The organism is Comamonas sp. FUJ_7, from assembly GCF_057369555.1.
Genome location: NZ_JBXXZI010000014.1, coordinates 1 through 26,534, shown reverse-complemented (window position 1 = coordinate 26,534; position 26,534 = coordinate 1). Strand labels below are relative to the sequence as shown.

Genomic DNA, 26,534 nt, shown 5'->3' with positions numbered 1-26,534 from the left:
AAGCAGAGAGGGGAAGGCACGCAGCGCCTCAGGAGGTGCCCTGCTACTTCGTCAATGCCTTCAAAGCAAGCTTGATACCTTCGGACACCCCCACATCCGGCGGTAGCTTCTTGAGTGCCGCAGAAGCTTCCTTGTCCGAGTAGCCCAGCGCCATCAGCGCCTGCTGAATATCGTTCTGGTCATTGTTATTGGCAAACAGCGACTGCGCACCCGTATCAGCGCCAATTTTGCCCTTGAGCTCCAGCAGCAATCGCTCGGCCGTTTTCTTGCCGATGCCGGGCACTTTGACCAATCGCCCTGCTTCCTGCTGTGATACCGCTTCCGCGAGATCATCAATGCTCATGCCGCTCAAGACGGCCAGCGCCATGCGCGGGCCAATGCCGGTAATTTTGATGAGTTCGCGAAAAGTCTGACGCTCTCTGACCGTGGCAAAGCCAAACAGCAGCTGCGCGTCTTCGCGCACCACAAAGTGGGTCAGTAGCGCCACCTTGGCGCCGTTGGCGGGCAGGTTGTAGAAGGTGCTCATGGGCACCTGCACTTCATAGCCCACACCGCCGCAGTCCACCAGAACCTCTGGCGGGTTTTTTTCGAGCAGCGTTCCCGTCAATTTGCCTATCATTGAAATCCTTTGCCGCACCGTGCGGCGATTCTTTGCGAGAAATTATCCGCGTGATCCTGCGCCACACCTTCACTCCCCATAACAACACGCGCCTGAGCCATCTTTGCGGCCCGGCAGACGCGCATCTGCGCACCATCGAAATCGCCATGGGCGTCAAGATTGCCCACCGCCACGAGCAGTTCAAGATCGATGGCTCCAAGGCCAAGACCAATGAAGCGCTGGAGCTGCTGCAGGCGCTCTACGAAATCGCGGACGATGCCATTGCCGAAGATACCCTGCAACTCATGCTGGCGGGCGATGCCGAGATGCTCGAAGCCGACATCTGCGCACCGCAGCTGACCACGCGCCGCGCCGACCTGCGTGCCCGCACGCCCAATCAGGCGCTATATCTGGAAAACATCGCCAAGCACGACATCACCTTTGGCATCGGCCCTGCCGGCACCGGCAAGACCTATCTGGCTGTGGCCTGCGCCGTCGATGCGCTGGAGCGCAGCGCCGTGCAACGCATTGTGCTGACCCGCCCTGCCGTGGAAGCCGGCGAGCGTCTGGGCTTTCTGCCCGGCGACCTGACGCAGAAGGTCGACCCGTATCTGCGCCCTCTGTATGACGCGCTCTACGACCTCATGGGCTACGAAAAAGTACAGAAGGCTTTTGAGCGCAATGCGCTGGAAATCGCCCCGCTGGCCTTTATGCGCGGGCGCACGCTGAACAACGCCTTTGTGATTCTGGACGAAGCCCAGAACACCACGCCCGAGCAGATGAAAATGTTCCTCACCCGCATCGGCTTTGGCGCCAAGGCCGTGGTCACGGGCGACGTCAGCCAGATCGACCTGCCCAAGGGCGCCCCCAGCGGCCTGGTCGATGCCGAGCGCGTGCTGCGCCGCGTCAAGGGCATCTCCATCAACCACTTCACCAGTGCCGACGTGGTGCGTCACCCGCTGGTGGCCCGCATTGTGGATGCCTATGACGCCCATGGCCGTGTCTCTCAGGGCACATCGGCTCCCAAGCCCCGTACCCGCACCGTTCGCCCTTTGCCATCGGCCGACGAGCTTTAATCAAAATTCATAGCTACTAGCGCTTGCTCAGCAAGGGCTAAAAGCCAAAATGACCTTAAATCAATTGCAACTGTCTTTGCAGTTTGGCGACAGCGCTGAAGCCACTGCCCACCGCGAGCTGCTCAGCCGCGCCAATGTCACGCGCTGGGTTCGCCATGCGCTGGCCGTGGATGCCGAGATCACCGTGCGCATCGTCGATGCCGAGGAAGGCCACAAGCTCAATCTCGCCTACCGCAAAAAAGACTACGCCACCAATGTGCTGACCTTTGACTATCAGCAGGAACCCACCGTGATGGCCGACCTGGTGCTCTGCGCCCCCGTGGTGGAGCGCGAAGCCAAGGAGCAGAACAAGACGCTGGAAGAGCACTACGCCCACCTGCTGGTGCACGGCACGCTGCACGCCCAGGGTTGGGACCACGAAACCAGCGAGCAAGACGCCGAAGAGATGGAAGCCTATGAGACCGACATCATGAAAGAGCTGGGTTACGAAGACCCGTACGCCCAATAAGCACTATTCCGGATCAAGCTCCTGAAAGCAGAGCTGCCTGCGCTGGTCTTTCTTGCTATTCAAAGCGAATAAGCCTTGAACTCCTTGATTGACTTGCGCATGCAGCTCTTTTTATAAGAGCAATTACCTCAGACAAAGTACGGTTGGCGGCCTCTGAGCGGCCAGGAGCGGTCGCCCAACAAGAATGGGCAAGGGAATCATTGCCTATAGTTTTTCGCTTGCACAACCACAAACTAGGTAATGTGAGTCGGAGTTCTGTTTGGCAGCTAGCTCAAGGCAACAGCATCGGTTGCGGGTCGGCTGTCATAGCCTGCCCCAGAGCAAGTGTTAGCTGTCATTGACGAAAGAAACCCGCAGCCTGTAACTCAGGTAGACGAAGTTTGATCGGGCGATACACCGCCACAAAACACATGCCGAAGCAGAACAATGGCCAGAGCAATGGTGGGAGTTCTAGGGAGGCAGGAAGGTACAGGCGAGCAATGAGCAGCCATAGGCACATGGGAGTAACGAAAGCGGCACTGAACATCAGCCAAAGCAAGGCAGAAAGTGAAACCCTAAGTAGTCCACGCAGACGCGCGGCCAGAAGCAAAGCCCGAACATAGGCGCCCGCAAGTATGAAAAGTAGTGCAGCGGCGACCGCGAACCACAATAGTGGAAACAGAAAAATCTTAAGCAGGTTGTCCATGTGGCGGTGAACGAGTTAGAAATTTGTAGCGACTGATATTTTTACTTATCGAGCATCAGCTAACGGCCATGAGCAGTCATTCGCTTGCCTTTGCTAATCTTGGCTGATATGTGACCAACAGCAGCCCAACTGCTTGTGTACAAGGCCACCGCTTCACTACCCTGGAGTAAGCGAAACCTGCCATCATGAACTGGATGGCCTTCTATAATTCCCACAGACTGCATTCGCAGCTTAGGCTCTCTCAGTCCATGCAATACGAGCAAGACGGGTACGAGGCACTGAGCAAAAAAGGACCGCCTAATCAGGCGGGCTGAGAACTCCATAAAACAGGGGCTACATCATTTTCAAACGTCTTCCATTCCCTTGGACTCACGGCCTGGAGCTACTGCTGGCAGTGCCATCATTTTTAAGCTTTTATCTGCTCATCGCTTTTGTTGCCTCAACCCCTGCAGAAGAGGCCAGGGCAAATGGCGCCGTGATTCCCGCCCATTGGGAGGCTACGCTGTCGAACCACGGTGAATATCTACGCGGATTTCTGCCAGGCGAACATCCATGGTTGTTTGGCGCTGTGGTGGTCAGTTTTATTGGGTTGGGTTTTATGATCAGGCAACTAAGACTCGCGCAGTCATCGCAGGAACAGGCAGCGCCAGCTGAGCACGCCTGGCGGCACAAAGTGGCGCGCATCGTGACGGGTTTGACTTGGGTATTGGTGGGGGTGGCACTCTTCAGCTTTGGTCTGCCTTATCTTGTCGCGGCTTGACGCAGTTGTTAGACAGCTTGTGTACTCAGCCAGCGTCACTACCCGGGTGTGGAGGCGCGTGGAACTGGTCCCGATAACGTCCGAAAGCGTGGTTGCAGCGAATAAATCACTTGGCTTCTGACGGCAATCTACGTTCTGTTTTCTCTATTTCAATAAAGGTCAGCTCTGGTTCAGCCAGAGACAAGCACAAACGGCCCCGTGCTAACTTCATCCCTCTTTGCAGCGACAAAAATGCCCAGCAACTCGCATGAGTTCTGGGCATTTTTAACAAGTCGACGAAATAGCAGCTGAGACCAGCCGCAGCTCTCACTCCACGCTCAAACCAATGGTGCGCACCAGCTGCGCCACGCGCACATCTTCGGTCTTGATCTGCTTGGCAAAGACTTGCTGGCCTTCACCCACAGGCGTGATGCCTTGCTGAAGCAGGCTCTTGCGCAGCTCGGGGGCTTTCAGCGCCTTGTCGGTGTCCTGGGCAATAGCCTGCACCACGGCAGCGGGCGTGCCCTTGGGGGCAAACAGTCCAAACCAGGCACCGGCTTCAAAGCCTTTGTAGCTCTCGGCCAAAGTCTGAACCTGGGGCAGCAGGGCATGGCGCTGCAGGCCGGAAACGGCCAGCGCCGTGAGCTTGCCGCTTTGAATCTGCGTGAGCGCAGGCGCGATGGCAATCAGCATCACATCGACCTGACCGGCCAGCACATCCTGCAAACCCTGGGGGCCACCGCGATAAGGAATATGCGTGGCAAAAAAGCCCGCACGCTGCTTGAACTGCTCCATGGCCAGATGCTGGGCGCCGCCTGTGCCGGACGACGCATAGTTGATCTTGCCGGGGTGAGCCTTGGCGTAGCTCACAAAGTCCTGCACGTTCTTGAAGCCCTTTTTGGGGTTGGCCACCAGCACAAAGTCGGACTGGCCCAGCTTGGTCACGGGCAGCAAGTCGTTTTTGACGTCATAGGGCAGATTGCGCTGAACATTGGGCATGATGGTGATGGCGCTGTCACCGCCCACCAGCAAGGTGTAGCCATCGGGCTGGGCCTTGACCACGGCATCCACGGCCGAGACGCCGCCTGCTGCGCCCTTGTTCTCCACCACCACAGCCTGTTTCCAGTCCTTGCCCACGACATTGCCCAGCTGGCGGGCCAGCAGGTCGGGGGCGCTGCCGGGGCCATTGGCCACGACCAGCTTGACCGAGCGCGCAGGAAAGTCCGGCTGCTGCGCCATGGCTGCGCCCGACACACAGGTTGCAGCCAGCATGACCCAAGCAGTGCGAGAGAGGAAACGGGGCAGATTCACGGCAAAACTCCTTAACTAAGGAGTTGATTGTCAAAACAATTGTTTATTCTTCAAAATACTGTTTTCGTATTTTTTTATTTCAAAAAATAATAAGCAACACCGCTTGCTATTGCAAGCACCGCGCAGCGCCACACTAAGATCGGCACACAACAAGACGCAGCACCAAGCTGCTTTACAAAATCAGGAGACAACAACATGGAAGATCTGGGCCATCTCGCCCTGCTGCTGGTGGCGGCCTTTACCGCCGGCGCGCTCAATGCCGTGGCCGGCGGCGGCAGCTTTCTGACCTTACCCGCACTGGTCTTTACGGGCGTGCCACCCGTGGTTGCCAATGCCACGGGCACCGTGGCCCTGCTGCCCGGCTATATGGCTGGCGCCTGGGGCTTCAAGGACGATATGCAGTCCCCGCCCGGCCTGTCGATGAAGCAGGTAGTGCTGCTGTCGCTGATTGGAGGATCGGCCGGCGCCGCGCTGCTGCTGTTCACGCCCGATGCCACTTTCCGCAAGGTCGTGCCCTGGCTGCTGCTGGCCGCCACGGCCATGTTTGCCTTTGGGCCGCAGCTGCGCGCCTGGGCTTCGGGCAAGAATGCGGACGCCGCGGCAGCCTCCGCCACCAAGGCCGCCGTCGGCATGCTGATCGTCGCCATCTACGGCGGCTATTTCAATGGCGGGCTGGGCATTTTGCTGCTGGCCCTGTTCGGCCTGCTGGGTCAGACCTCGCTCAACGCCATGAATGGCATGAAAAATCTGGTCTCCGCCCTGCTGACCGCGATTGCCGTGGCCATCTACGCCGTGGGCGGAATTGTGCAGTGGCAGCAGGCCATCATCATGATGGTGGCCGCCACGCTGGGCGGCTATCTGGGCGCGCGCGTGGCCCGCAAGATCCCCGCACATATTCTGCGCTGGGGCATTGTGGCTACGGGACTGGTGATGGCGGCGCTGTTTTTTGCCAAGGGCTGAGCACCACCGCTCAAAACAAAAAGCCTTCTCGGCCTGAGAAGGCTTTTTATGAGCACTCAGCGCTTGATGGACAAGCGTCAAAGGCCAATTAGACAGATATTTTTACAACAGACGTGCCTTCACCGTCTTGCCCTTGACGCGACCATTGTTGAGCTTGGCGCAAGCCTGCGCTGCAATCTTGCGGTCCACCGCCACATAGGTGGAAAAATCATTGACGCTGATCTTGCCGATCTGGTCGCGGCTGTAGCCGAAGTCGGCGCACATGGCACCCATCACATCACCGGCGCGAATCTTCTCTTTGCGGCCACCGATGATCTGGATGGTCATCATCGGGGGCAGCAGCTCGCCACCGGCGGCAGGGGTCAGTTCATCCACAGGATAGAACTGCGAGGCACGGCCTTGCAGCTGCTCGATCTTGCCCACACTGCCCATCTCGTCCATGCTGACCAGATTCAGCGCCAGACCTTCGGCGTCGCCGCGGCCTGTGCGGCCAATGCGGTGGATATGCACTTCGGAATCCGGCGTCACATCGACGTTAATCACGGCAGACAGATCGGCAATATCGAGGCCACGGGCCGCTACATCGGTGGCGACCAGCACGCTGCAGCTCTTGTTGGCAAACTGCACCAGCACCTCGTCACGTTCACGCTGCTCCAGCTCGCCAAACAGAGCCAAAGCGCTAAAGCCCTGAGACTGCAACTCGCCCACCACATCGCGGCATTGCTGCTTGGTGTTGCAAAAGGCAATCGTCGATTCGGGGCGGAAGTGCGCCAGCAGCTTGGCCACCGTGCTCACTTTTTCGCGAGCACCCACTTCGTACCAGCGCTGCTCAATTTTGTTGCTGCTGTGCTGGGTGGCAACCCTGACGGTCTGCGGGTCACGCATGAAGCGGTTGGCCAGATTAGCAATGCCTTCAGGGTAGGTGGCCGAGAACAGCAGGGTCTGGCGGTCAGCGGGGCATTGCTCGGCCACGGTGACGATGTCGGCGAAAAAGCCCATGTCCAGCATGCGATCGGCTTCGTCCAGCACCAGTGTCTTGAGGTTGCTGATATCGAGCTTGCCGCGCTCCATCAAATCCATCACGCGGCCGGGTGTACCGACGACGATGTGGGCGCCGTTTTCCAGCGAGGCGATCTGGTTGCGCGAGGGCACGCCGCCATAGACGGTGACGACCTTGATATTGTCCTGCGCACGCGCCAGGCGGCGAATTTCAGTGGCGACCTGATCGGCCAGCTCTCGTGTGGGACACAGCACCAGAGCCTGCACGGCAAACCAGCGAGGGTTGAGGCGATCGACCATGGGCAGGCCAAAGGCGGCGGTCTTGCCGCTGCCGGTGCTGGCCTGGGCAATCAGGTCCTTGCCCTGCAGGGTCAGCGGCAGGCTGGCGGCCTGGATCGGCGTCATCTGCGCATAGCCGAGCTGCTGGAGATTGGCCAACATTTCAGGGGACAGGGGCAGCGCCGAGAAAGCGGTGGAATCAGTGGCCTTGGCGGCGCTGGTGGAGGTGTTCATGGGGCAGGATTATCCCGGCCCTGCTCCATTCACCACCGATCTGCACAGGCTTGGCCCCTGAGGATTCTGGGGCATCAGCCCTGTGCGGCCAGCGCCTGAGGCTCCATGCGCATGGGAATGGTGATCGGCCCGTCGTTGACCAGATGCACCTGCATGTCAGCGGCAAACTTGCCGGTCTGCACCACGGGGTGGGCTGCACGGGCCTGCTGCACAAAGTAGTCATAGAGGCGGCGGCCCTCATCGGGTGCAGCGGCAGCGGTGAAGCTGGGGCGGTTGCCGCCCCTGGTGTCGGCCGCCAGCGTGAACTGGCTGACGATGAGCAGGCCGCCGCCCACGTCTTGCACGCTTTTGTTCATCTTGCCGGCCTCGTCGCTGAAGATGCGCAGCTTGAGCATCTTGGCCAGCAGCTTGTCGGCCTCGGCTTCGGTATCGCCTTTTTCGGCGCAGACCAGCGCCAGCAGGCCTTGTTCGATCTGGCCAATGACCTGACCTTCGACTTCCACACGCGCATTTTTCACGCGCTGAATCACACTCATCATGTCTCTGAATCTTCCTTTGCAGGGCTTGGTGCCTCGCTGCCCAGCTCCGCATCCGTCACTTCGCTGACGGTACTCATGCCCAGGGGCAGCAGCTCAATACGTGCGTAAAGGCCTGGAACGGCCTCCAGCAACCCGGCCTCAATTTCAGAGCGCAATTGTGCCGCCCTCTGAACACTCCATCCCCCCGGAACATGCATGTGGAAGTCCACAAAGCTGCGCTCACCGGCCTGACGGCTGGAGATGTTGTCAAAACTCACCCCAGGATTGCGCTGGGTGAAGCTTTCCAGCAGGTTGTCTATCGTGAGGCGCTGGGGCGCATCCAGCGCCTGGTCCATCAGCCCTTGTGCAGACTGCCAGACCAGTTGCACGCCTTGCACGCATATATGCACGGCCACGGCCAGCGCCACCAGTGCGTCCACCCACAGCCAGCCCGTCCAGGCGGCGGCCATCAAGCCCACCACGACGCCCACCGAGGTCCAGACATCGGTCAGCAAATGCTTGGCATCCCCCACCAGCGCCATGGAACGATATACGCGCGCCGACCTCAGCATGACCCAAGCCAGCAAGCCATTGAAAACCGTGCTCAGCAAAGACAGCAGCAGGCCCCAGCTCAATTGCTCCAGCGGCTGCGGGTTCCACAAGCGCGACAAGGCCGCCCAGGCAATCGCCAGACTGGCGCCGATGACCAGTACACCCTCAAAGCTCGCCGAGAAGTACTCGGCCTTGTAATGCCCGTAGGGGTGCTCGGTATCCGCCGGACGCTTGGCCACCGTCACCATGGTCAGCGCGAACATGGCTCCCGCCAGGTTTACAAAGGACTCCAGCGCATCGGACAGCAGTCCAACCGAGCCCGTCAGCCACCAGGCCAGTGTCTTGAGAACAATGGTGAGCAAAGCCACCACCACAGAAATGCGCAGCAGATTGTCTGGCTGCATCCATTGCGAAGAAGTTAAAGCGTTGGGCTTGAGCATGGTCACGTCCTGCAGGCCTGATACCCGCAATCATCTGAAAATGTCAAAATCGTTGCCGGTTGTACGTCAAACAACTCAAAATCCTTTATCAGGTGGGCCTTGTCACATTTCGGCTTCACCTGTTTGCCCTATGAGGGTCCACACAATGGCAAGGCACATGGCTGATACGTTGACAGCACCGCCTCCTGAAGAAGAAGAGGATGCCATCCTCAGGCTGGTAGCGGACACCGCGCCCGCCATGCTGGCCTACTTCGATGCCGACAGTCGTACCTGCCGCTTCGCCAATGCCAGTTATGCAGAGCACTTTGGCTACAAACCACATTCCATCGTGGGCCTCAGCCTCAGCGATATTGTGGGCGAATCCAACTGGCCCCAGATCGAGCCTTACCTCGACGCCATTGGTCGTAACAAGGCCCAGACGCTGCGCTATACCCACCAGATTGAGAGCTGGGCAGGTCGTACACGACATCTGGAGACAGTGTTGCGGCCCCACGAAGAAAATGGTGCGCTCAAAGGCGTGGTAGCGCTGATGACCGATGTCAGTCACCATCACTTTGTCGCCCAGCAGATGCGCGACAGCGAAGAGCGCATGCGTCGCTTTGCAGCAATCACCACCGAGGCCATCGTGCTCCATCGTGACGGCCTGATTCTCGATGGCAACGACGCACTCTCGCGCCTGTCTGGCTACTCACTGCAGGAGCTGCGTGGCACGCCTATTCTTGACTACGTCTCTTCCGAAGAAAAGCTGCTTGCCTTGCAAAACATGCGCGGAGAGCGTGAAGAGCGCTTTGAATCCGTCATCGTTCACAAGAATGGAAGCCTCATCCCCGTGGAGGTTGAGGCCAAGACCATGCCGGATGAAAGAGAAAATCACCGCATCGTCGTGCTGCGCGACCTGACGGACAGTCTGCGCACGCGCCAGCGCCTGGACTTTCTGGCTCAGCATGACCTTCTAACCCACCTGCCCAACCGTGCGCACCTGAACCAGTTGCTGGCTGATGCCATCAAAAAGGCTGCCAGCCTAGAGTCGCGGCTGGCAGTACTGTCCTTGGACCTGGACCAGTTCAAGTCCGTCAATGACTCACTGAGTCACAGAGCTGGAGACCTGATGCTGTGCGAGCTGGCTCAGCGCCTTAGAACCACGCTGCGTCCGCAGGATATCGTGGCGCGCACTGGCGGTGACGATTTCGTCATCGTGCTGTGCGACAACCCCAGCTTGCTGGAGACAGAAGCGCTCGTGTCTCAGTTGCGCGATGCCGTAGAAGCGCCCTATTTGGTCGATGAAACTCAGTTGGTCGTCTCACTGAGCGTGGGCATTGCCATGTACCCCAAGGATGGTCAGTGCCTTGAGGCCTTGCTGAGCAATGCCGAGGCTGCCCAGCAAATGGCCAAGGGCCGCGGCCGAAGCCTCTCCCAGTTCTACACGCCGGCACTGGAGAGCCGGGCGACCCGCATGCTGATGCAGGAGCAAATGCTGCGCAACGCCGTGGAGCACGGTGAGTTCGAGCTGCATTACCAACCACAAGCCATGATTGCGACAGGCGAGCTGGCAGGCTTTGAAGCCTTGGTGCGCTGGAAGCACCCTCATCGCGGCCTGGTCTCGCCCGATGAATTCATCGGCCTTGCCGAAAACCGGGGGCTGATTGCCGCCATAGACCGCTGGGTCCTCAGCCAAGCCTGCCTCCAGGCGCGCAGCTGGCAACTGGCTGGATTTCCTTGCATTCCCGTATCGGTCAACCTGTCAGCACAAGAGTTCAGCCAACGAGATGTTGTGCAAGAGGTCTCACAGGCTCTGACGGAATCAGGGCTAGAAGCGCGTTACCTGCATATCGAGGTCACCGAGACCACGCTGATGCTCTCCAACACTCAGATGCAGCAAACCCTGCATTCGCTCAAAGCACTGGGAGTAGGGCTGGCCATTGACGACTTCGGCACCGGCTACTCATCGCTAGCCTATTTGCGCAAGCACCCTATAGACCGACTCAAGATCGATCGCTCTTTTGTCGCAGACCTGCCGCACAACCCGGATGCCACCGCCATCGTCAACGCCATTGTGCAGATGGGGCAAAGCCTGCACCTCGAGGTGCTGGCCGAAGGCGTGGAAAACACGGAGCAGCAAAAGCTGCTGCAAAAAATGGGCTGTGCCATGATGCAGGGGTTTCTCGTGTCAGCGCCATTACCAGCCGAAAGCGCCTCGGCCTGGATGTCGCAACGCTGTCAATTGCTACAAAGACAATAGTGCATGGCCCCGAATACATATACACCCTCGCATAAAAGCAGCAGCATGTTTCATATGGACGCCCCTCAGGCTCTGGCCCATGTGCAGCAGCTGTATCGCGAGCAGATCGAGCACCTGCGCGCCGCCATGCAGCGCTTTGTGGCCGGAGAGACGCCCGCCACCCCAGTGCACGCCTACTACCCCTTTGTGCGCATCAAGACCACAACCGTGGCCCATGCGGACACCAAGCTGACCTATGGCTTTGTGGAAGGGCCTGGTACCTATGAGGCCACGCTGACGCGCCCGGACCTGTTTGCCACCTACTTTGGCGAGCAGTTGCGCTTGCTGGTCTTGCACCATCAGGTACCCATCGAGGTTGGCCTGAGCGACAAGCCCATTCCCATTCACTTCTCGTTTGCCGACAACGACCACATCGAAGGCTCGCTCTCACCCGAGCGTCGCATGCTGATGCGCGACGTCTTTGACCTGCCTGACCTGGAGTCCATGGACGACGGCATTGCCAACGGCACCTGGCGCGCTGCCGCCGGAGAAGCCTTGCCCCTGTCGCTGTTCACCGCACCGCGCGTGGACTACTCGCTGCACCGGCTGCGCCACTACACAGGAACCGCTCCCGAGTGGTTTCAGAACTTTGTGCTGTTCACCAACTACCAGTTCTACATCGATGAATTCATTCGCCTTGGCCATGCCGAGATGGCCAGGGAAGACAGCGAATACATTGCCTTTGTCGAGCCAGGCAATGTGGTGACCCGCCGTACAGGCCTGCCCGCCCAAGCCGTGGATGAACTGGGCAACGCCCCGCCACGCCTGCCTCAGATGCCCGGATACCATTTGGTGCGAGCCGACAAGAGCGGCATCACCATGGTCAATATTGGCGTAGGCCCAGCCAATGCCAAGACCATTACCGACCATATTGCCGTGCTGCGCCCCCATGCCTGGATGATGCTGGGGCACTGCGCAGGCCTGCGCAACAGCCAGCAGCTTGGCGACTATGTGCTGGCCCACGCCTATGTACGCGAAGACCATGTGCTGGATGAAGAGCTGCCACTGTGGGTACCAATCCCGGCACTGGCCGAAATTCAGGTGGCCCTGCAGCAGGCCGTGGCCGATGTCACGCAGATGGATCGCATCGAACTCAAGCGCATCATGCGCACCGGCACCGTGGCCAGCACCGATAACCGCAACTGGGAATTGTTGCCAGACAACCTTCCCCAGCGCCGCTTCAGTCAAAGCCGGGCCGTGGCGCTGGATATGGAATCCGCCACCATTGCCGCCAATGGCTTCCGCTTTCGCGTGCCCTACGGCACCTTGCTGTGCGTGAGCGACAAGCCCCTACATGGCGAGATCAAACTGCCCGGTATGGCCAACCATTTCTATCGCGAGCGTGTAGACCAGCATCTGCGCATAGGCATGCGCGCAGTGGACATCTTGCGAGAAGGCGGAACGGACAGACTGCACAGTCGCAAGTTGCGCAGCTTTGATGAAGTGGCGTTTCAGTAAGCATTGGCATGCCTGAAGCCGACCAGTTTTCCATGTCGCTCATGGTGGCCGTCAATTTGATGACGGTCGCCTTTGCCCTGCCATGGTTCATGGGCTCGCAGACCAGCCGCCCTGTACGAAATGCCCAGCAGTTTCTGCTGCTGCACGGCCTGAGCTGGCTACTGATTTTTGCGGCGGATAAAGTCGCGTCCACTTTCTGGAGTTCTCTGCTGTTCATCGCTGCAGTCTCTGCAGCAACAGGTGCTTTGTGGCAGCTGAAAAAAGCCCTCAAGGGCTGGCTTGGTCCGCGCAACCTGCAGCTGCGCCGCGCCTTGGCGGTGCTGTGCCTCCTGACCCTTGCCGGCGCAATAGTGCTGATCCTGAGCGAGTCTTATCGCCTGGCCTGGTTCAGCGTCATGTACGGCCTGTGCGTCGCGGCACTGGCCTGCCTCGCTTTGCGCCCCAAGCACAACACCGGCAAGGTCTGGCGCACGCTATTCGTGGTGTCGGCGATGGGGCTCGCCTACGTACTGATCTCCAAAGGCTACTCTGCCTTGCCAACACCGTGGCGGCAAAGCTTCTTCCAAGCCCCTCTGCCTGTCTTGCAGCTCTCATGGCTGATGCCTTTTTTCTCGGCAACTCTCTTTCTGTCCATACTCATGGCCTGCCGAGATGAAGAGCTACGCCAGCAAGCCTACGACTCTCCCGAAGATAGCCTGACCGGGCTGCCGCGGCGGCAGGCCATCAAAAATCAGGCTCGCTTCATGCTGCACAGGGCAAGACGCGAGCAGCTTCCCCTGGCCATGATCTTGATGGATATGGACCACTTTTCTCGCGTCAACCGCAAGCACGGCTATCAAACGGGTGATGAGGCCCTGCAGTTGATGTCACTGACCCTGCGAAAGCAGATGCGAGGCGACGAGGTGGTGGTTCGCTGGAAAGGTGAGTCCTTTTGCCTGCTGGTTCATGCCAACCAAGCCGGTGTTCAATCCCTGATCACGCGGATCAAGTCATCCATCCAGATGGGTGCCCAATATGAACTGCAAGTCAGCCTGGACTTCAGTGCCGGCTGCGTACTGGTGCCAACTGTCTGGCAGGATTTGCACTTGAATGAACTGTCGGATCTAGCCACCGAGGCTCTGCAGCAAGCCAAGAAACAAGCCCGTGGACGCGTGGTGTTTCGCACCATGACGCCACCAGCACCGCCGACCTCAGACGCCCATATCTGAGGTAAAAAGGCTCAAACCTCCCAAGCCAGCACCTCTGACAAGCACGCGACAAGCAATGATCGTGGCGCCTAGCATGCAAAACCATGCCCGACTAAGGTCAAACCCGGTCAGATCCGGGATAACATTTTCCAGTTCAATCGCATTTATCTGAATGGAGACAAAAAATGGCAATCCAAACCGTAGGCATCATTGGCGCCGGCACCATGGGCAACGGCATCGCGCAGGCTTGCGCCGTGTCGGGCATCAACGTGGTAATGGTCGATATCTCTGACGCCGCTGTGCAAAAAGGCCTGGCCACCGTGGCTGGCAGCCTGGACCGCCTGATCAAGAAGGAAAAGATCAGCGAAACTGAAAAGACCGCGGCCCTGGGCCGCATCACGACCTCCACCAACTACGACGACCTGAAGGCCGCCCAGCTGGTGATCGAAGCTGCGACCGAAAACTTCGACCTCAAGGTCAAGATCCTCAAGCAGCTCGACGGCCTGCTCGATCAGGACGTGATCGTGGCGACCAACACCTCGTCCATCTCTATCACCCAGCTGGCCGCAGTGACCCAGCGCGCCGACCGCTTTATCGGCATGCACTTTTTCAACCCCGTGCCCATGATGGCGCTGGTGGAGATCATCCGTGGCCTGCAGACCAGCGACGCTACGCACGAGGCCGTCAAGACCCTGTCCGAGACGCTGGGCAAGACTCCTATCACCGTCAAGAACGCCCCCGGCTTTGTAGTCAACCGCATTCTGGTGCCCATGATCAACGAAGCCTTCCAGGTGCTCTCCGAAGGCACGGCCACCGCCGAAGACATTGACGCCGGCATGAAGCTGGGCTGCAACCAACCCATCGGACCGCTGGCTCTGGCCGACATGATTGGTCTGGACGTGTGCCTGGCCGTGATGGAGGTTTACCTCAAGGAATTTGGCGACAGCAAGTACCGCCCCTGCTTCCTGCTGCGCGAAATGGTGGCCGCTGGCCGTCTGGGCCGCAAGACCGGCCAGGGCGTGTACACCTACTGAGACTGAGCTCAAACAACGAAAAGCGCACGTGGGAGCAAAACCCACATGCGCTTTTTTGCTTATTCCTTGAGCTGTTCCATCAAACGCCGCACCGTCATCGCCAGAGACTGAGTCTCGCTGACCCAGTAGCGTGTATCTGCCCCCAAGCTGCTGGCCGTCTGTTTCAGCTGCTCCAGCACCCATTCGGGCTGCGTCGTGGTCACCAGCACCTGCGCTGCGCCACGATAGGACTCCGTCACTTCCAGCTTTCCCTTGCCCCACAGGCTTTGCTGCAGCACATAGCGCAACGCCTGAATGTCGATCTGCGGCTGTACGGCACGCACACCCTTCTGCCTGGGCAGTTCGGGCAAGGAAATGCGAGCGTGAATCTGCAGCTCTGCGGTATCCAGCGCCGCCACCTGCGCCCCTTGCCGATAGGCCAGCACCGCCAACCGCTTGCGCCGTGCGAGGCCTGTCACCAGCACACAACCAGCAGCCAAAGTGACCTCAGCCTCCGTCACCATCTGCGCAAAGCGCTCTGCTTTTTGCAGTGCCTTCGCAGGTTCAGCGCTCCAGAAGTGCAGCAGCAATCTCGGCTTCTGGTCGATGCTTACGCCTAGGCACTTAAGCACCTCCAGCATCGCTTCCGGCGTCAGCACCTCGGCCAGAATTTCTGCGGCCATGGGCCTGCCCGCCGCCAGTTTTTCCAGCATCTGCTTGCAATCTGCCAGCTCACCATCGCTGCCCAACAAGCCCATGGACAACAACAGCCTGTCGCCATACACAAAGGTCTTGACCTGCATTTCAGGAGCAAACTCAAATGCAGCCAGACTGCGCGCTTCCTCGGCGCTGGCCGTGCGCACTGCGGCCAAGAGCGTCACCTCATGACAATGCACACCATCAGACATCACTGCCGCACCCTGTTTCCAGGCCAGTGCACGAAGCTCAGGGAACATATCGTCCAGGCCATAGCTCATAGCCACCACAGATCGGCCAATGGCCACCAAATCGCGGGGCATCTCGCCATGCGCCAGACCGGGCCCGGCAACGGCCTGTGCCTGAAACAACTGCTTCCACTCTGGCGAGTAATCGGCTTCAGGCTTCCAGCCAGGCAGCAACTGCGCCAGATAGACGTTGGCATCGTCGATGGTGTCAAAGCGCGCCACCATCACACATTCGCCGCTGTTATTGCCTGAAAACGCCTGCCACACGCGAACTGAACTCTCGGTGGGCTGATGCGGCGCCGCACCGCGCCTGCGCCCCATGCAGCCGTGGCGCAAGCTGGGCTGCGCCAGGTGCGAGCGTTGCAAGCGCCAGCCATCCAGAATTTCCTGGGCGTTGCGTGCGGGCAGGCCACCGTCATGGAACGAGCAGCCTTGCATGCGCTGATCGGGCGTGATGGAGACAAAGTCCACGCCCGCACCACAGTCGCCGCTGCCGTCTGCACCATCAAACAAACGGGGCAGCGGCACGGTATTGCCAAAGCAGACAGAAAGACGGCAGGCAATGGGCGAGTCCTGCACGATGGACGCCAGTCGCGCCTTGCCCTCATGCCCCAGATGCCGGCGCAGATCAGGGCCGATATACGACAGCAGCGAAACGTCGTGACAACCCAGCGCCGCCAGTTGCGCCAGCAAGGCGGGCAAGGAGCTCAGCGCCTGCGTATCCACCAGCAAATTAGCGCCCCACTTTTGCCCGTGGCTGGACAAAATCTGCGCCGCATCGCGCCAGCGCGGGTCTTCGTAGATAGATAGCCGCACCTGCCCGAAGCGGCCTGCATAGCGGCTAAGGCTGTTGTCTCGGATCAGCAAGCCATTGGTGGTGACATTAAGGGCCAGCGCCGTGGTTTCATGCAGCTCCTCAATCAAATCAGCAAAGCCGCGAAACGCAAAGGGCTCGCCACCGCCGAAAGCCACTTCCAGCACCCCGGCTGCGCTCAACTCGCGCAGCGTTTGGGCGGCGGACTGCACTGTCCACGCACTCTCGCGCTGCACATCGCGCGAGCAGAAATCGCAGCTCAGGTTGCACTTATTGGTAATGCCAAACATCGCCACACGCGGCACCACGCGGCGCAGATGCTGCGTGGCCACATTGGCAATGCGAATGTGGGTGCCGCTTGCTGGATGAAAGCGCAGCAGCGCGCCGTCCAGCGCGTAGTCTCTGAACGAATTGCGCAGCGCAGGCCCTGATGCCTGCGCCAGAGTTTCAATCATCACTCTAGACTCCTCACCTATCATCGCCCGCATGTCGATTCGAGCCCAATACCATATCCGCCCCAGCGCACAGGACCCGCTGGCCTGGGATGTGCGCAAACTCATCGCGCTGACAGTGGATCAGAAGCTGAAGCCGCAGCCCGTGCTGCTGAGCGAAATCGCCGAGCTCGACCAGTGCTTCTGGTTCAGCGAGCCCGGTGACAAGCCCACGCCGCGCTCTATTGCAGAGCATATGAAGCTCGTCGATGCCGCCGACACCGGCTACCCCATTTTGCTGGATGCCGAAGGCCGGCTGATGGACGGCATGCATCGCGCCGTCAAGCGGCTGGTGCAGGGCCATCAGGACATCCTGGCGCAGCGCCTGCACGTCACACCAGCGCCTGATTTTGTGGGAGTCAACCCCGCTGATCTTCCCTACGACGACTAAGGCCGCTTTCTCAAATTCATAGCTGCCAGCGCTTGTCACAAAAGCGCTGGTGGCAAATCTGACAGAGATTCGTGCATTCTCCGCACAAGCGCTCTCCCCCCTGCGAGCAACTGGCGTCATCAACATGGGTTAGCGTATGTCTTTTACCAACCCAAGGAGATCACCATGGCCCAACTCGACAAGGTTTTGTACACCGCCCACGCCCACACCACTGGCGGCCGCGAGGGCGCTTCGCGCACCGATGATGGCCGTCTGGACATCAAGCTGACCGCCCCCGGCGGCGCTGGCCAGGGCACCAACCCAGAGCAACTGTTTGCCGCGGGGTACTCCGCCTGCTTTATCGGTGCCATGAAGGCCGTGGCTGCACGCACACAAACAGCCCTACCCGCCGACCTGTCCGTGGACGCAGAAGTGGACCTGGGCCCCGTGGGCGAGGTGTTCGGCATTGCAGTACGCATGACCATCAACCTGCCCGGCATGGACAAGGCCGCTGCCCAGCAACTGGTGGACGCTGCTCACCAGGTCTGCCCCTACTCCAACGCTACGCGCGGCAATATCAATGTGGAACTGAAGATCGCTTAATCGCGATCACTCCCCTGTGGCGCTTTGCGCCTTCCCCTCGCTCTCGCAGTGCTGCGCACTTCGGGCGAGGGGACAACACCCTCGCTGTGGGGCGGCCCTTGCTCGGTGTTTCTGGCTTGGATCGCGCCAGCTTTTGGGCAGGTGCTCCACACACCAACCGGGCAACGCCCGGCTTTTTATGGGCGCTCCTGCGCCCACAGCGCGCCATGTTGCGGCTGGTATTGCTGCCGCTGCAAATCCCACAGGCCTTCCACCACCAGCGGGCCGGCAATATCGTGGCTGGCGTAGCGCACCAGCGCCAGTTGCTGCACGTCTATCGACAGTTGCGGTAAGCCCACACCGGCGGACTGCAAATGGTCTACCGCCCATAGCAATGGCAGCTCTCTGGCGTAGTGCCCCAGGGTCACATGCGGCTGGTAGTGCCAACCCGGCTCTGGCGGCCAGGGCTGTAGTGCATCGTGTAGCCGGGTCAGCATATCGGCGCCCTGCGTCACGCTCAGATACGGCACGGTGGTGAAGCTGCCCACGCCCTGCAGTTGCACGGCAAATGGCGGCTGGGCCAGCGCTTTCAGGGTGTGGAGATCAGCCTGGAGGTGTTCAGCCGCAAATTCAGCCGCTGCGTGGGGTGTGGCATCGCACAGGCCACGATAGGCCAGCGTCAGATGCGGCTGGCGGGCATAGCGTGTCAGCAGCGCATCGCCCAGCACATGGCGTGCGGCCTGCACCGTGGCGTTAACTGCCTCGGAATCAATCAGCACCACCCACACGGCACACCAGGGGCAGCCTTGGTGCCACTCGGCAAAATCTCGGTCTTCGCAGGGCTGTGACAGGGCGTAGCTGGCATTCATGATGGTGAGTGTGCCAGTTTGCAAAGAGGTCTCTTGCCTACGGCGTATTCAATAGAAATCGCACTCTAAACCATGCTGGCAAAGCGCAACCAGCTATCAAATCAAAAGCAATGTGCGCAACCTCAAAGTCTGGTGAATTGCGACCCAGCCTTGGCTTTGCGCATGACAATGTCTAGATGAGCGAACTGCAAGACCCCTCTCACCCCTATGCCGCCCTCACGCCGGACTGCGTGATCGATGCGCTGTGCAGCACTGGTCTGCTGCCGGACGGGCGCCTGACGGCGCTCAGCTCCTACGAGAACCGCGTCTATCTGGCCCATCAGGACGATGGCGACAAGGTGGTGGCCAAGTTCTACCGCCCTGGCCGCTGGAGCCAGGCGCAGATCGAGGAGGAGCATGCTTTCTCGCAAGAGCTGGCGGCCAAGGAAATTCCCGCCGTTGCGCCGCTGGTGCTGGAAGGCAAGACCGTGCATGAGCATGCAGGCTTTCTGTTCAGCGTCAGTCCCTGGCGCGGCGGGCGCAGGCCCGAGCTGGATGACTGGGAGGTGCTGGAATGGATTGGCCGCTTTCTGGCCCGCATCCACACCGTGGGTTCGGCCCAGACGTTTGCGCACCGCCCGGCGCTCAATCTGCAAAGCTTTGGCCATGACTCCATGCGCTATCTGCTGGACAACAATGTGGTCGCTATCGAGGTGCGCAGCCGCTGGCAACAGGCTTGCGAGACCGCTCTTGCCTTGATAGCACCTGCTGCAGACGGACTAAGCGCTGCAGGCCATTTTGGCTTGCAAAGTGCCAAGCAGATTCGCCTGCACGGCGACTGCCACCCCGGCAATATTCTGTGGACACCGCTGGACGACAACGGCCACGGCGGCCCGCATTTTGTGGATTTGGACGATGCCCGCAGCGGACCGGCCGTGCAGGACTTGTGGATGCTCTTGTCTGGCGACAGAGGCCAGCAAACCCAGCAGCTATCGGCCCTGCTGGAAGGCTATGAGCAGTTCCGCCCCTTTGACCGGCGCGAGCTGGCCCTGATCGAGCCGCTGCGCACGCTGCGCCTGCTGCATTACAGCGCCTGGCTGGCACGCCGCTGGCAAGACCCCATCTTTGCCATCAACTTCCCGTGGTTTGGCAGCTTTGACTACTGGCAAGGCCAGGTGGACATGCTCAACGAGCAGATCGAAGCCATGCAGGCAGAGCCGCTCTACGCCTGAGCCGGAGTCCCTTGCGTATCCATGAGCACAGCCCGCCCTGCGGCCTGTGCTTTATTCGCTGCCACTACCGACTCATTCAGCACCGCCCCTGCAGCCGACATTCGGGCACCACTTGTCCGTGCGCATCACGCCACTGGACATTGCTGGAGCCGGGTACTGCGACAGGCTCAGGCAACACAGTTGCCTCCTGTGCGGGGCGCGGCTGCTGATGGGGATCATGCAAGACGGTTGACGTACCCACGCCAACACCAACGCTCGCGGCACCCACTCCGGTCGAGGCTCCGACCCCGGCACTGCCGAGGACCTGCCCACGCTGATTGACTCCCACGCCCACACCGACAGGGCCAACACCTGTTCCCACACCCGCACTCAAGCCCCCGCTGCCAAGACCAACGCCTACAGAAAAAGGCCCGACCGGAATACCCACACCCACTCCTGCGCCCACAGAGCCGCAGGCAGGCAAGGCAAGAATCAGCACCGTCGCCAAGGCTGCGCCCAGTGCCTTGCCGCGATAAGGTCTGTAGGGAGTGTTCATATCCGTCAACTTATTCATTTTCAACAGTCTCATTGTCATCCGTTGCACGGGCAAAAAGGTTATCAATGAGTAGCTCGATCAAGGGTTTCAGGGCCAGCTTCTGGGATGCACCGGGAGCCAGCAGATTGTTGTGTACCAAGGCCATCCAGAACGGACTGGCCAGCAACTGTGCACTGCGGTGCACGGAGCGTGTTTTAAGCTCCCCTTCCTTGACAGCGAGTGCCAGCAAGTCCTGCACATAGTGCTGCCAGGTATCAAAGGCCAGTTCTTTGTACAACCTGCCCAGCTCCGGAGCATGGCGCGCCTCACTGAGCACCAGCCGCGCCAGCGTGCCGCGCTCACTGCTCTCCACCGCCTCCAGCGTTGGCAGCAGACTGCGCCTCAGAAAGGCTTTGACAGTCTCGCCTTTCCTGCGCTTGAGTGGCTGGTAGACAACCGAATGTCTCAGGGCATGCGCCACCACGCCGCGCAGCAGCTCATCCTTGGACGGGTAGTACAGATACAGCGTCCCCTTTGCAACACCGGCTCTGCGTGCAATTCGCTCCATGGTGCAGCGCGCCACGCCAGACTCCGCAAATTCAGCCAGTGCCGCTTCCGCAATCAGCTGGCGTGTTTGCGCCGTCTTGTCCACGCTGGGACCGCGCGTTCTGCGCCGCCGCATTGTCTGCGCCGCTATATCCGAGTCTGTAGAAAGGGCTGCAGCCTTGCCATGCTTCATTCTTCGAGGCCCTTTTTTAGAATGGACAAAATTGACCAGAAAGTCACTTTTAATAATTTTAGTCTCGGCAGATTTCTCCACATAAGACATGAGGAATGCCGAATCCACCACGTATTTTCACCATGCAATCTCGCCTGAGCCCCTATGCCTGGGTCTGCTTTTCCATGTGCGTAGGCGTCATGGGAACAGCTCTTGCCAGCCCGCTCTATCCGCTTTATCAGCAAGCCTGGGGGCTGCAGGCCAGCCATATCACGCAGATTTTCGTGACCTATATGCTGGGTGCGCTGATCAGCCTGCTGTTTCTGGGCCGGCTGACCAACCTCTTTGGATTTCTCAAGGTGCTGCGTCTGGGCCTGATCGTGATGACCGTAGGCGTCATCGGCTCGGCCCTGTCATGGAATGCCTGGAGTCTGGGCGCATCCCGATTCATCATCGGGCTCGCCTCGGGTCTTGTCACCACCTCGGCCTCCATCGGCATGACTCAGCTCAACAACAAGGGAGACCTGCAGCGTGCGGCAGCCACCACAAGTCTGACGATTGCCTTCGGCTTCGGCCTGGGGCCCGTGGTGGGCGGATTGATGGCGCAATGGGTGCCATTCCCTCTGGTCAGCAGCTACCTGCCGCCGATTGCACTGAGCTTTTTGGGTATTTATGCACTGTTCAAGATCCAGCTGCCTGCGGCCCATGCAAGCACTCACAGAACTTCCAGCCTGAGACTCCATGACGTTCTGCCCAGCATTTCCCAGCCTCGCAAGCCCTTTCTCTATCACTACGCACTGGGCTGCATGGCGGCATTTTCCGCCTTCGGCATGTTCAGCCTGTTCGCCGCCATGGCCCCCAGCTTCATGGCCCAGATGCTGCCTTGGCACGGGCCTGCGGTCTCTGGCCTGTCCATCGGCGTCATCCTGTTTCTGTCGGCCGGCATTCAGCTGATCGCCCGGCCCTACCCCACCAAACAACTGGCCATCATCGGTTTTTTTGCCCTAGCGTTTACCAATGCACTGCTGATTCTCAATCTGTTTGCGGGCTCGCCATGGCTGTTCGCCTTGAGCGTGTTGAGCATGTCCTGCGGACACGCGCTGTGCAATCTGTCAGGCATGGCGGTGGTCAACAAGGTCTCCAAGCCCACCAACCGCACGGGCTTGCTGTCCACTTACCTAATCGTGGGCTACATCGGCACCATCGTGCCCATTTTGGGCATGGGCTGGCTGTCTGACCACATTGGCTTGACTGGCGCCATGATCGGTTTCTGCACATGCCTTGGCCTTCTTTCAGTCGTACTTGGAGGCATCAGCATCCGGGCACGTACCCTGCCGGTACCGCGACAGTGAGCCTTGCCATCCGAAGTGCGGGCCAGCCCCTGCGCAGCCAGACAGCCGCAGCCTATTCAAACGCCTTATGAGCAAGCGCTGGATGCTATTTTTCTCGTGTGCTTATCGCATGAAGATTCTTGAAGCTGAAGATCCAGTCGTCCCAACAATGCGGAGCAGCGAGCGCCCCAAAAAAAGATATTGCTTGGCGAGAATAAGCGCACTTTTCCACGATTTGCCCAACTTTGTTTGGGCGGTTCCCCCCGTGTCTGGCAGAGCGGTGGGGGTTGACCCTTTGTCAGTGAGAGAACAAGGGGTTTCACGCTCCCACAAGTGCACAGGAGCCGGAGGCATTCCAGGCATGCCCTTGGTCTTCCTGGTAATGGCTTTGGCATGTGCAGCTTCGGTCGCATATTTCTGGCTTTTCGATTGAAGCGATGTCACTCCGTAATCTTCAGCTTCTGAGGCCATGACATTTGACGAGCACCAATAGCCATCAATGGCCGCTTGCCGTCAAGCGCATTCCATAAAAAATCCCCGCAGAGCCACCACTCTGCGGGGATTTTTATTGAGAGCTAAGCCGTTTAAGCCAGCAGTGCATTCACACGCTTGACGTAAGCAGCGGGGTCTTCAGGCATACCGCCTTCGGCCAGCACAGCTTGGTCAAACAGGATCTGCGCCAGATCGTTGAAGTGGACGGAGCCGTCCAGCTTCTTGACCAGGGCGTGATCGGGGTTCACTTCCAGCACGGGTTTGGAGTCGGGGGCGGCCTGGCCAGCCTGCTTGAGCAAGCGGGCCAGTTGCAGGCTCATGCCGCCGTCACTGACCACCAGACAGGCGGGGGAATCTACCAGGCGGCTAGTCGCGCGGACATCTTCGGCCTTGTCCTTCAAAGCTTCTTTGAGCTTGGCCAGCACGGGCTTGAAGGCTTCGGCAGCTTCTTCAGCGGCCTTCTTCTCTTCTTCGTTTTGCAGCTTGCCCAGGTCCACGGCGCCCTTCGCCACGGACTGCAGGGGTGTGCCGTCAAACTCGTGCAGATAGTTCAGCGCCCACTCGTCCACACGGTCGGTCATCAAGAGCACTTCAATGCCCTTTTTCTTGAACACTTCCAGCTGTGGGCTGTTCTTGGCGGCAGCCAGGGTGTCGGCCGTGATGTAGTAAATCGCGTCCTGGCCTTCCTTCATGCGCGCCTTGTAGTCGGCAAACGAAGTGTTCAGGCCTTCGTGCGTGGTGGTGGCGAAACGCAGCAGCTTGGCAATGCGCTCCTTGTTGGCAAAGTCTTCGCCCAAGCCTTCCTTGAGCACAGCGCCAAACTCGGCGTAGAACTGGCTGTACTTGCCTTCCTTGGCTTTGTCGTCGGCATCCACCACATCGGTGACTTCAGCGCCTTCAGCGGACGCCTCGTGCTTATCGTGGCGGGCAAGGTCTTCCAGCATGGAGAGGACGCGCTTGACCGAGCCCTCGCGGATCAGGCGTACATCACGCGACTCCTGCAGCAGCTCGCGGCTGACGTTCAGTGGCAGATCGCTGGAGTCGATCACACCCTTCACGAAGCGCAGGTACTGGGGCATTAGCGCCTCGGCGTCGTCCATGATGAAGACGCGCTTCACATACAGCTTGATGCCCGCATGCTTGTCTCGCTGATACAAGTCAAAAGGAGCTTTCGAGGGGATGTAGAGCAGCTGCGTGTACTCGGTATTGCCTTCGACACGGTTGTGACTCCAGGTCAGCGGATCTGCAAAGTCATGGCTGATCGCTTTGTAGAAATCCTGGTACTGCTCTTCGGTAATGTCTTTCTTGGGGCGCGTCCAAAGCGCGCTGGCCTTGTTGATGGTTTCCCATTCGCCTGTCTTAACCATCTGGCCAGGCTCGCCTTCTTTGTCGCTGTCTTTCCACTCTTCCTTTTCCATCAGGATGGGCAGACTGATATGGTCTGAGTATTTGGCGATGATCTCCTTGAGCTTCCACGCGTTGAGAAACTCCAGCGCGTCGTCACGCAGATGCAAGATGATGCTGGTTCCGCGCTCAGCACGTTCGATCTGCTCGATCTCAAAGTCACCCGTGCCGCCGCTGGTCCAGCGCACACCTTCAGACGCAGCCAAGCCGGCGCGGCGGGATTCCACCACGATCTTGTCGGCCACGATGAAGCCGGAGTAAAAGCCCACGCCGAACTGGCCGATCAGCTGCGAATCCGCTTTCTGGTCACCCGAGAGCTTTTCCATGAAAGCCTTGGTCCCGCTCTTGGCAATCGTGCCCAGGTTGTCGATGGCTTCCTGCTCGGTCATGCCGATACCGGTGTCGGTAATCGTCAGCGTCTTGGCGGCCTTGTCAAAGGTCACACGCACTTCCAAATTGGGCTGATCGCCATAGAGGCTGGAATCATTGAGCGCTTCAAAGCGCAGCTTGTCGCAAGCATCCGAGGCATTGGAGATCAACTCGCGCAGGAAAATTTCCTGGTTGGAGTAGAGCGAATGCGTGACCAGGTGCAGCAACTGGGCCACTTCGGCCTGAAAGGAATGGGTTTGCTTTGTCATGTCTTTTTGAGCGAAAAACTGAAATCAAAAGCCGCCCGGAGATCCACTCAAGGCGATGCGCAGTGTTAGCTAAGGCCTGCCCTCTGATATTTCAAGAGCTATTCGGACAAGAAAAAATCGCAAGCGCCATTCAAAAAGAATAGCTGCTTGCGATTATCTATAAAGGGTTAGAGGCCAATTTCACTTAAAAACCGCCACTACCCCAACCCAGAGATGCCGAGCAAGAGCCGCCTCGCGGCGAAGGCATCGTCCCCCTTCCTTAGCGCGAAAGCGCGTAGAGAAAGGGGGAAGCGGCAAAGCCGCTCAGGGGGTTAGAAAGTCTCATGCGGAGCAAGGTAACGCCATTGGCCAGTGGGCAGATTCCCCAGCGTCACGCCACCGATACGGATGCGCTTGAGGCCCACCACGCGCAGCCCCACCTGCTCACACATACGGCGAATCTGGCGCTTCTTGCCTTCAGTCAGCACAAAGCGCAGCTGCTCGGGGTTCTGCCAGTCCACCTTGGCGGGCTGCAGAGGTTGGTCGTCCAGCGACAGACCGTGGCGCAGCAGTTCCAGCTTTTCCTCCGGGAAGACGGATTGCACATCCACGTCGCGATCACCAAAGGTCACGCGCACCAAGTATTCCTTGTCGACTTCCGATTCCTCACCAATGATGTGGCGGGCCACACGGCCGTCTTGCGTCAGCACCAGCAGACCCACGGAGTCGATGTCCAGACGGCCGCAAGGTGCCAGACCCTTGAGCTGGCTGTAGTTGAAACGCGTCTTGCTACGGTCTTCGTTCCAGCGGTTTTCGTTGGTAATCAGCACCACTGCGGGCTCGTGGCCGTCTTCGGCCTGGCCGCTCACATAGCCCACGGGCTTGTTCAACAGGATGGTGACTTGCTGGTCCTGACGGTCCTGGGCCTTCTGATCGATCTCGATCTTGTCGCCGGGCACCACGTTCTGGCCCATAGTCGCGACTTCGCCGTTGACCGTGACCCAGCCGTTTTCCACCCACTCATCGGCCTCGCGGCGCGAGCACATGCCCATATCGGCAATGCGCTTGTTGATGCGGATAGCACCGGGACGATCATCCTGGCGCGCTTCCACTTCGGGAGCACGCTTCACAGGAATGGCGCGGTCCGAGCCATCTGCAGCGGGACGATAAGTGCGAATGCCGGTTGTGGGGCGACGGGTTGCTTCCGACACAAACGAGCCGGGGATATGGCGCTTTTCAGGCTCGCCTCCACGACTGTCGCGGCGTTCACCACGGCGCTCGTCATTGCGACGGTCGCCATAGCTGCGGCGGTCATCATCGCGCGGCCCTCGGCCACCAAAGT

The 26,534-nt window shown here is 59.5% G+C and carries 24 protein-coding genes; 12 read left to right on the top strand and 12 right to left on the bottom strand.

The window, feature by feature from the left end; all coding sequences use genetic code 11:
• Positions 1 to 43: 43 nt before the first annotated feature.
• Positions 44 to 619 (bottom strand): Holliday junction branch migration protein RuvA, encoded by a 576-nt coding sequence (gene ruvA, locus AC2I9W_RS16560; protein ID WP_486411022.1) that lies wholly within the window; start codon positions 617 to 619, stop codon positions 44 to 46.
• Positions 620 to 669: 50 nt separating this feature from the next.
• Between ruvA and AC2I9W_RS16555 the strand changes: the two genes are divergently transcribed.
• Together AC2I9W_RS16555 and ybeY are read left to right on the top strand one after the other, a co-directional pair.
• The gene (locus AC2I9W_RS16555) at positions 670 to 1,674 is read left to right on the top strand and encodes a PhoH family protein (RefSeq protein ID WP_486411073.1); all 1,005 of its coding nucleotides are present in this window, start codon (positions 670 to 672) and stop codon (positions 1,672 to 1,674) included.
• Positions 1,675 to 1,723: 49 nt separating this feature from the next.
• The gene (gene ybeY, locus AC2I9W_RS16550; protein WP_486411021.1) at positions 1,724 to 2,182 is read left to right on the top strand and encodes an rRNA maturation RNase YbeY; all 459 of its coding nucleotides are present in this window, start codon (positions 1,724 to 1,726) and stop codon (positions 2,180 to 2,182) included.
• Positions 2,183 to 2,516: 334 nt separating this feature from the next.
• On the opposite strand, the gene AC2I9W_RS16545 is transcribed toward ybeY, so the two are convergent.
• Positions 2,517 to 2,867, bottom strand: a complete 351-nt coding sequence (locus tag AC2I9W_RS16545; RefSeq protein WP_486411020.1) for a hypothetical protein — start codon at positions 2,865 to 2,867, stop codon at positions 2,517 to 2,519.
• Positions 2,868 to 3,261: 394 nt separating this feature from the next.
• Here AC2I9W_RS16545 and AC2I9W_RS16540 point away from each other — a divergent pair, with 394 nt between their 5' ends.
• Positions 3,262 to 3,627 (top strand): hypothetical protein, encoded by a 366-nt coding sequence (locus AC2I9W_RS16540; RefSeq protein WP_486411019.1) that lies wholly within the window; start codon positions 3,262 to 3,264, stop codon positions 3,625 to 3,627.
• Positions 3,628 to 3,933: 306 nt separating this feature from the next.
• On the opposite strand, the gene AC2I9W_RS16535 is transcribed toward AC2I9W_RS16540, so the two are convergent.
• Positions 3,934 to 4,917, bottom strand: a complete 984-nt coding sequence (locus AC2I9W_RS16535) for a Bug family tripartite tricarboxylate transporter substrate binding protein (protein ID WP_486411018.1) — start codon at positions 4,915 to 4,917, stop codon at positions 3,934 to 3,936.
• Positions 4,918 to 5,112: 195 nt separating this feature from the next.
• Here AC2I9W_RS16535 and AC2I9W_RS16530 point away from each other — a divergent pair, with 195 nt between their 5' ends.
• On the top strand, positions 5,113 to 5,877 hold the full coding sequence (locus AC2I9W_RS16530; protein ID WP_486411017.1) for a sulfite exporter TauE/SafE family protein: 765 nt from the start codon (positions 5,113 to 5,115) through the stop codon (positions 5,875 to 5,877).
• 102 nt (positions 5,878 to 5,979) lie between these two features.
• Here the strand turns inward: AC2I9W_RS16530 and dbpA are convergent, their stop codons facing one another.
• The 3 genes from dbpA to AC2I9W_RS16515 form a co-directional block, all read right to left on the bottom strand.
• Positions 5,980 to 7,389: an ATP-dependent RNA helicase DbpA gene (gene dbpA, locus AC2I9W_RS16525; protein ID WP_486411016.1), complete on the bottom strand. Its 1,410-nt coding sequence runs from the start codon at positions 7,387 to 7,389 to the stop codon at positions 5,980 to 5,982.
• 74 nt (positions 7,390 to 7,463) lie between these two features.
• Positions 7,464 to 7,928 carry a D-aminoacyl-tRNA deacylase gene (gene dtd, locus AC2I9W_RS16520; protein WP_486411015.1) on the bottom strand — a complete coding sequence of 155 codons (465 nt, stop codon included), beginning with the start codon at positions 7,926 to 7,928 and terminating at the stop codon, positions 7,464 to 7,466.
• The gene (locus AC2I9W_RS16515) at positions 7,925 to 8,899 is read right to left on the bottom strand and encodes a cation diffusion facilitator family transporter (RefSeq protein ID WP_486411014.1); all 975 of its coding nucleotides are present in this window, start codon (positions 8,897 to 8,899) and stop codon (positions 7,925 to 7,927) included. The genes dtd and AC2I9W_RS16515 overlap by 4 nt, the downstream gene beginning before the upstream one ends.
• A gap of 157 nt (positions 8,900 to 9,056) precedes the next feature.
• On the opposite strand from AC2I9W_RS16515, the gene AC2I9W_RS16510 reads away from it, so the two are divergent.
• The 4 genes from AC2I9W_RS16510 (at position 9,057) to AC2I9W_RS16495 (ending at position 14,856) form a co-directional block, all read left to right on the top strand.
• Positions 9,057 to 11,138, top strand: a complete 2,082-nt coding sequence (locus tag AC2I9W_RS16510; protein ID WP_486411013.1) for a putative bifunctional diguanylate cyclase/phosphodiesterase — start codon at positions 9,057 to 9,059, stop codon at positions 11,136 to 11,138.
• Positions 11,139 to 11,183: 45 nt separating this feature from the next.
• Positions 11,184 to 12,635 (top strand): AMP nucleosidase, encoded by a 1,452-nt coding sequence (locus AC2I9W_RS16505; protein WP_486411012.1) that lies wholly within the window; start codon positions 11,184 to 11,186, stop codon positions 12,633 to 12,635.
• A gap of 8 nt (positions 12,636 to 12,643) precedes the next feature.
• Positions 12,644 to 13,843, top strand: coding sequence for a GGDEF domain-containing protein (locus AC2I9W_RS16500; RefSeq protein WP_486411011.1), 1,200 nt, complete (start codon positions 12,644 to 12,646; stop codon positions 13,841 to 13,843).
• Between the two features lie 164 nt (positions 13,844 to 14,007).
• Positions 14,008 to 14,856, top strand: coding sequence for a 3-hydroxybutyryl-CoA dehydrogenase (locus tag AC2I9W_RS16495; RefSeq protein WP_486411010.1), 849 nt, complete (start codon positions 14,008 to 14,010; stop codon positions 14,854 to 14,856).
• Positions 14,857 to 14,915: 59 nt separating this feature from the next.
• On the opposite strand, the gene AC2I9W_RS16490 is transcribed toward AC2I9W_RS16495, so the two are convergent.
• Entirely contained in the window at positions 14,916 to 17,048 is a 2,133-nt protein-coding gene (locus AC2I9W_RS16490; protein ID WP_486411009.1) for a radical SAM protein, read from the bottom strand.
• Between the two features lie 31 nt (positions 17,049 to 17,079).
• Between AC2I9W_RS16490 and AC2I9W_RS16485 the strand changes: the two genes are divergently transcribed.
• Entirely contained in the window at positions 17,080 to 17,475 is a 396-nt protein-coding gene (locus AC2I9W_RS16485; RefSeq protein WP_486411008.1) for a hypothetical protein, read from the top strand.
• A 165-nt stretch (positions 17,476 to 17,640) separates the two neighbouring features.
• Positions 17,641 to 18,057 (top strand): organic hydroperoxide resistance protein, encoded by a 417-nt coding sequence (locus tag AC2I9W_RS16480; protein WP_486411007.1) that lies wholly within the window; start codon positions 17,641 to 17,643, stop codon positions 18,055 to 18,057.
• 176 nt (positions 18,058 to 18,233) lie between these two features.
• Here AC2I9W_RS16480 and AC2I9W_RS16475 read toward each other — a convergent pair whose 3' ends face one another.
• Positions 18,234 to 18,929, bottom strand: a complete 696-nt coding sequence (locus tag AC2I9W_RS16475) for a 2'-5' RNA ligase family protein (protein WP_486411006.1) — start codon at positions 18,927 to 18,929, stop codon at positions 18,234 to 18,236.
• Between the two features lie 152 nt (positions 18,930 to 19,081).
• On the opposite strand from AC2I9W_RS16475, the gene AC2I9W_RS16470 reads away from it, so the two are divergent.
• A complete protein-coding gene (locus tag AC2I9W_RS16470) occupies positions 19,082 to 20,116 on the top strand; it encodes a serine/threonine protein kinase (protein ID WP_486411005.1) in 1,035 nt (344 codons plus the stop codon).
• Between the two features lie 76 nt (positions 20,117 to 20,192).
• Here the strand turns inward: AC2I9W_RS16470 and AC2I9W_RS16465 are convergent, their stop codons facing one another.
• Together AC2I9W_RS16465 and AC2I9W_RS16460 are read right to left on the bottom strand one after the other, a co-directional pair.
• Positions 20,193 to 20,651, bottom strand: a complete 459-nt coding sequence (locus AC2I9W_RS16465) for a hypothetical protein (RefSeq protein WP_486411072.1) — start codon at positions 20,649 to 20,651, stop codon at positions 20,193 to 20,195.
• A 10-nt stretch (positions 20,652 to 20,661) separates the two neighbouring features.
• Positions 20,662 to 21,369 (bottom strand): TetR/AcrR family transcriptional regulator, encoded by a 708-nt coding sequence (locus AC2I9W_RS16460; RefSeq protein WP_486411004.1) that lies wholly within the window; start codon positions 21,367 to 21,369, stop codon positions 20,662 to 20,664.
• 122 nt (positions 21,370 to 21,491) lie between these two features.
• Here AC2I9W_RS16460 and AC2I9W_RS16455 point away from each other — a divergent pair, with 122 nt between their 5' ends.
• Complete coding sequence (locus tag AC2I9W_RS16455) at positions 21,492 to 22,700, top strand: MFS transporter (RefSeq protein WP_486411003.1); 1,209 nt, start codon at positions 21,492 to 21,494, stop codon at positions 22,698 to 22,700.
• Positions 22,701 to 23,263: 563 nt separating this feature from the next.
• On the opposite strand, the gene htpG is transcribed toward AC2I9W_RS16455, so the two are convergent.
• The gene (gene htpG, locus AC2I9W_RS16450; RefSeq protein WP_486411002.1) at positions 23,264 to 25,213 is read right to left on the bottom strand and encodes a molecular chaperone HtpG; all 1,950 of its coding nucleotides are present in this window, start codon (positions 25,211 to 25,213) and stop codon (positions 23,264 to 23,266) included.
• A 311-nt stretch (positions 25,214 to 25,524) separates the two neighbouring features.
• On the bottom strand, positions 25,525 to 26,534 hold a 1,010-nt coding region (locus tag AC2I9W_RS16445; protein ID WP_486411001.1), incomplete at its 5' end, for a pseudouridine synthase.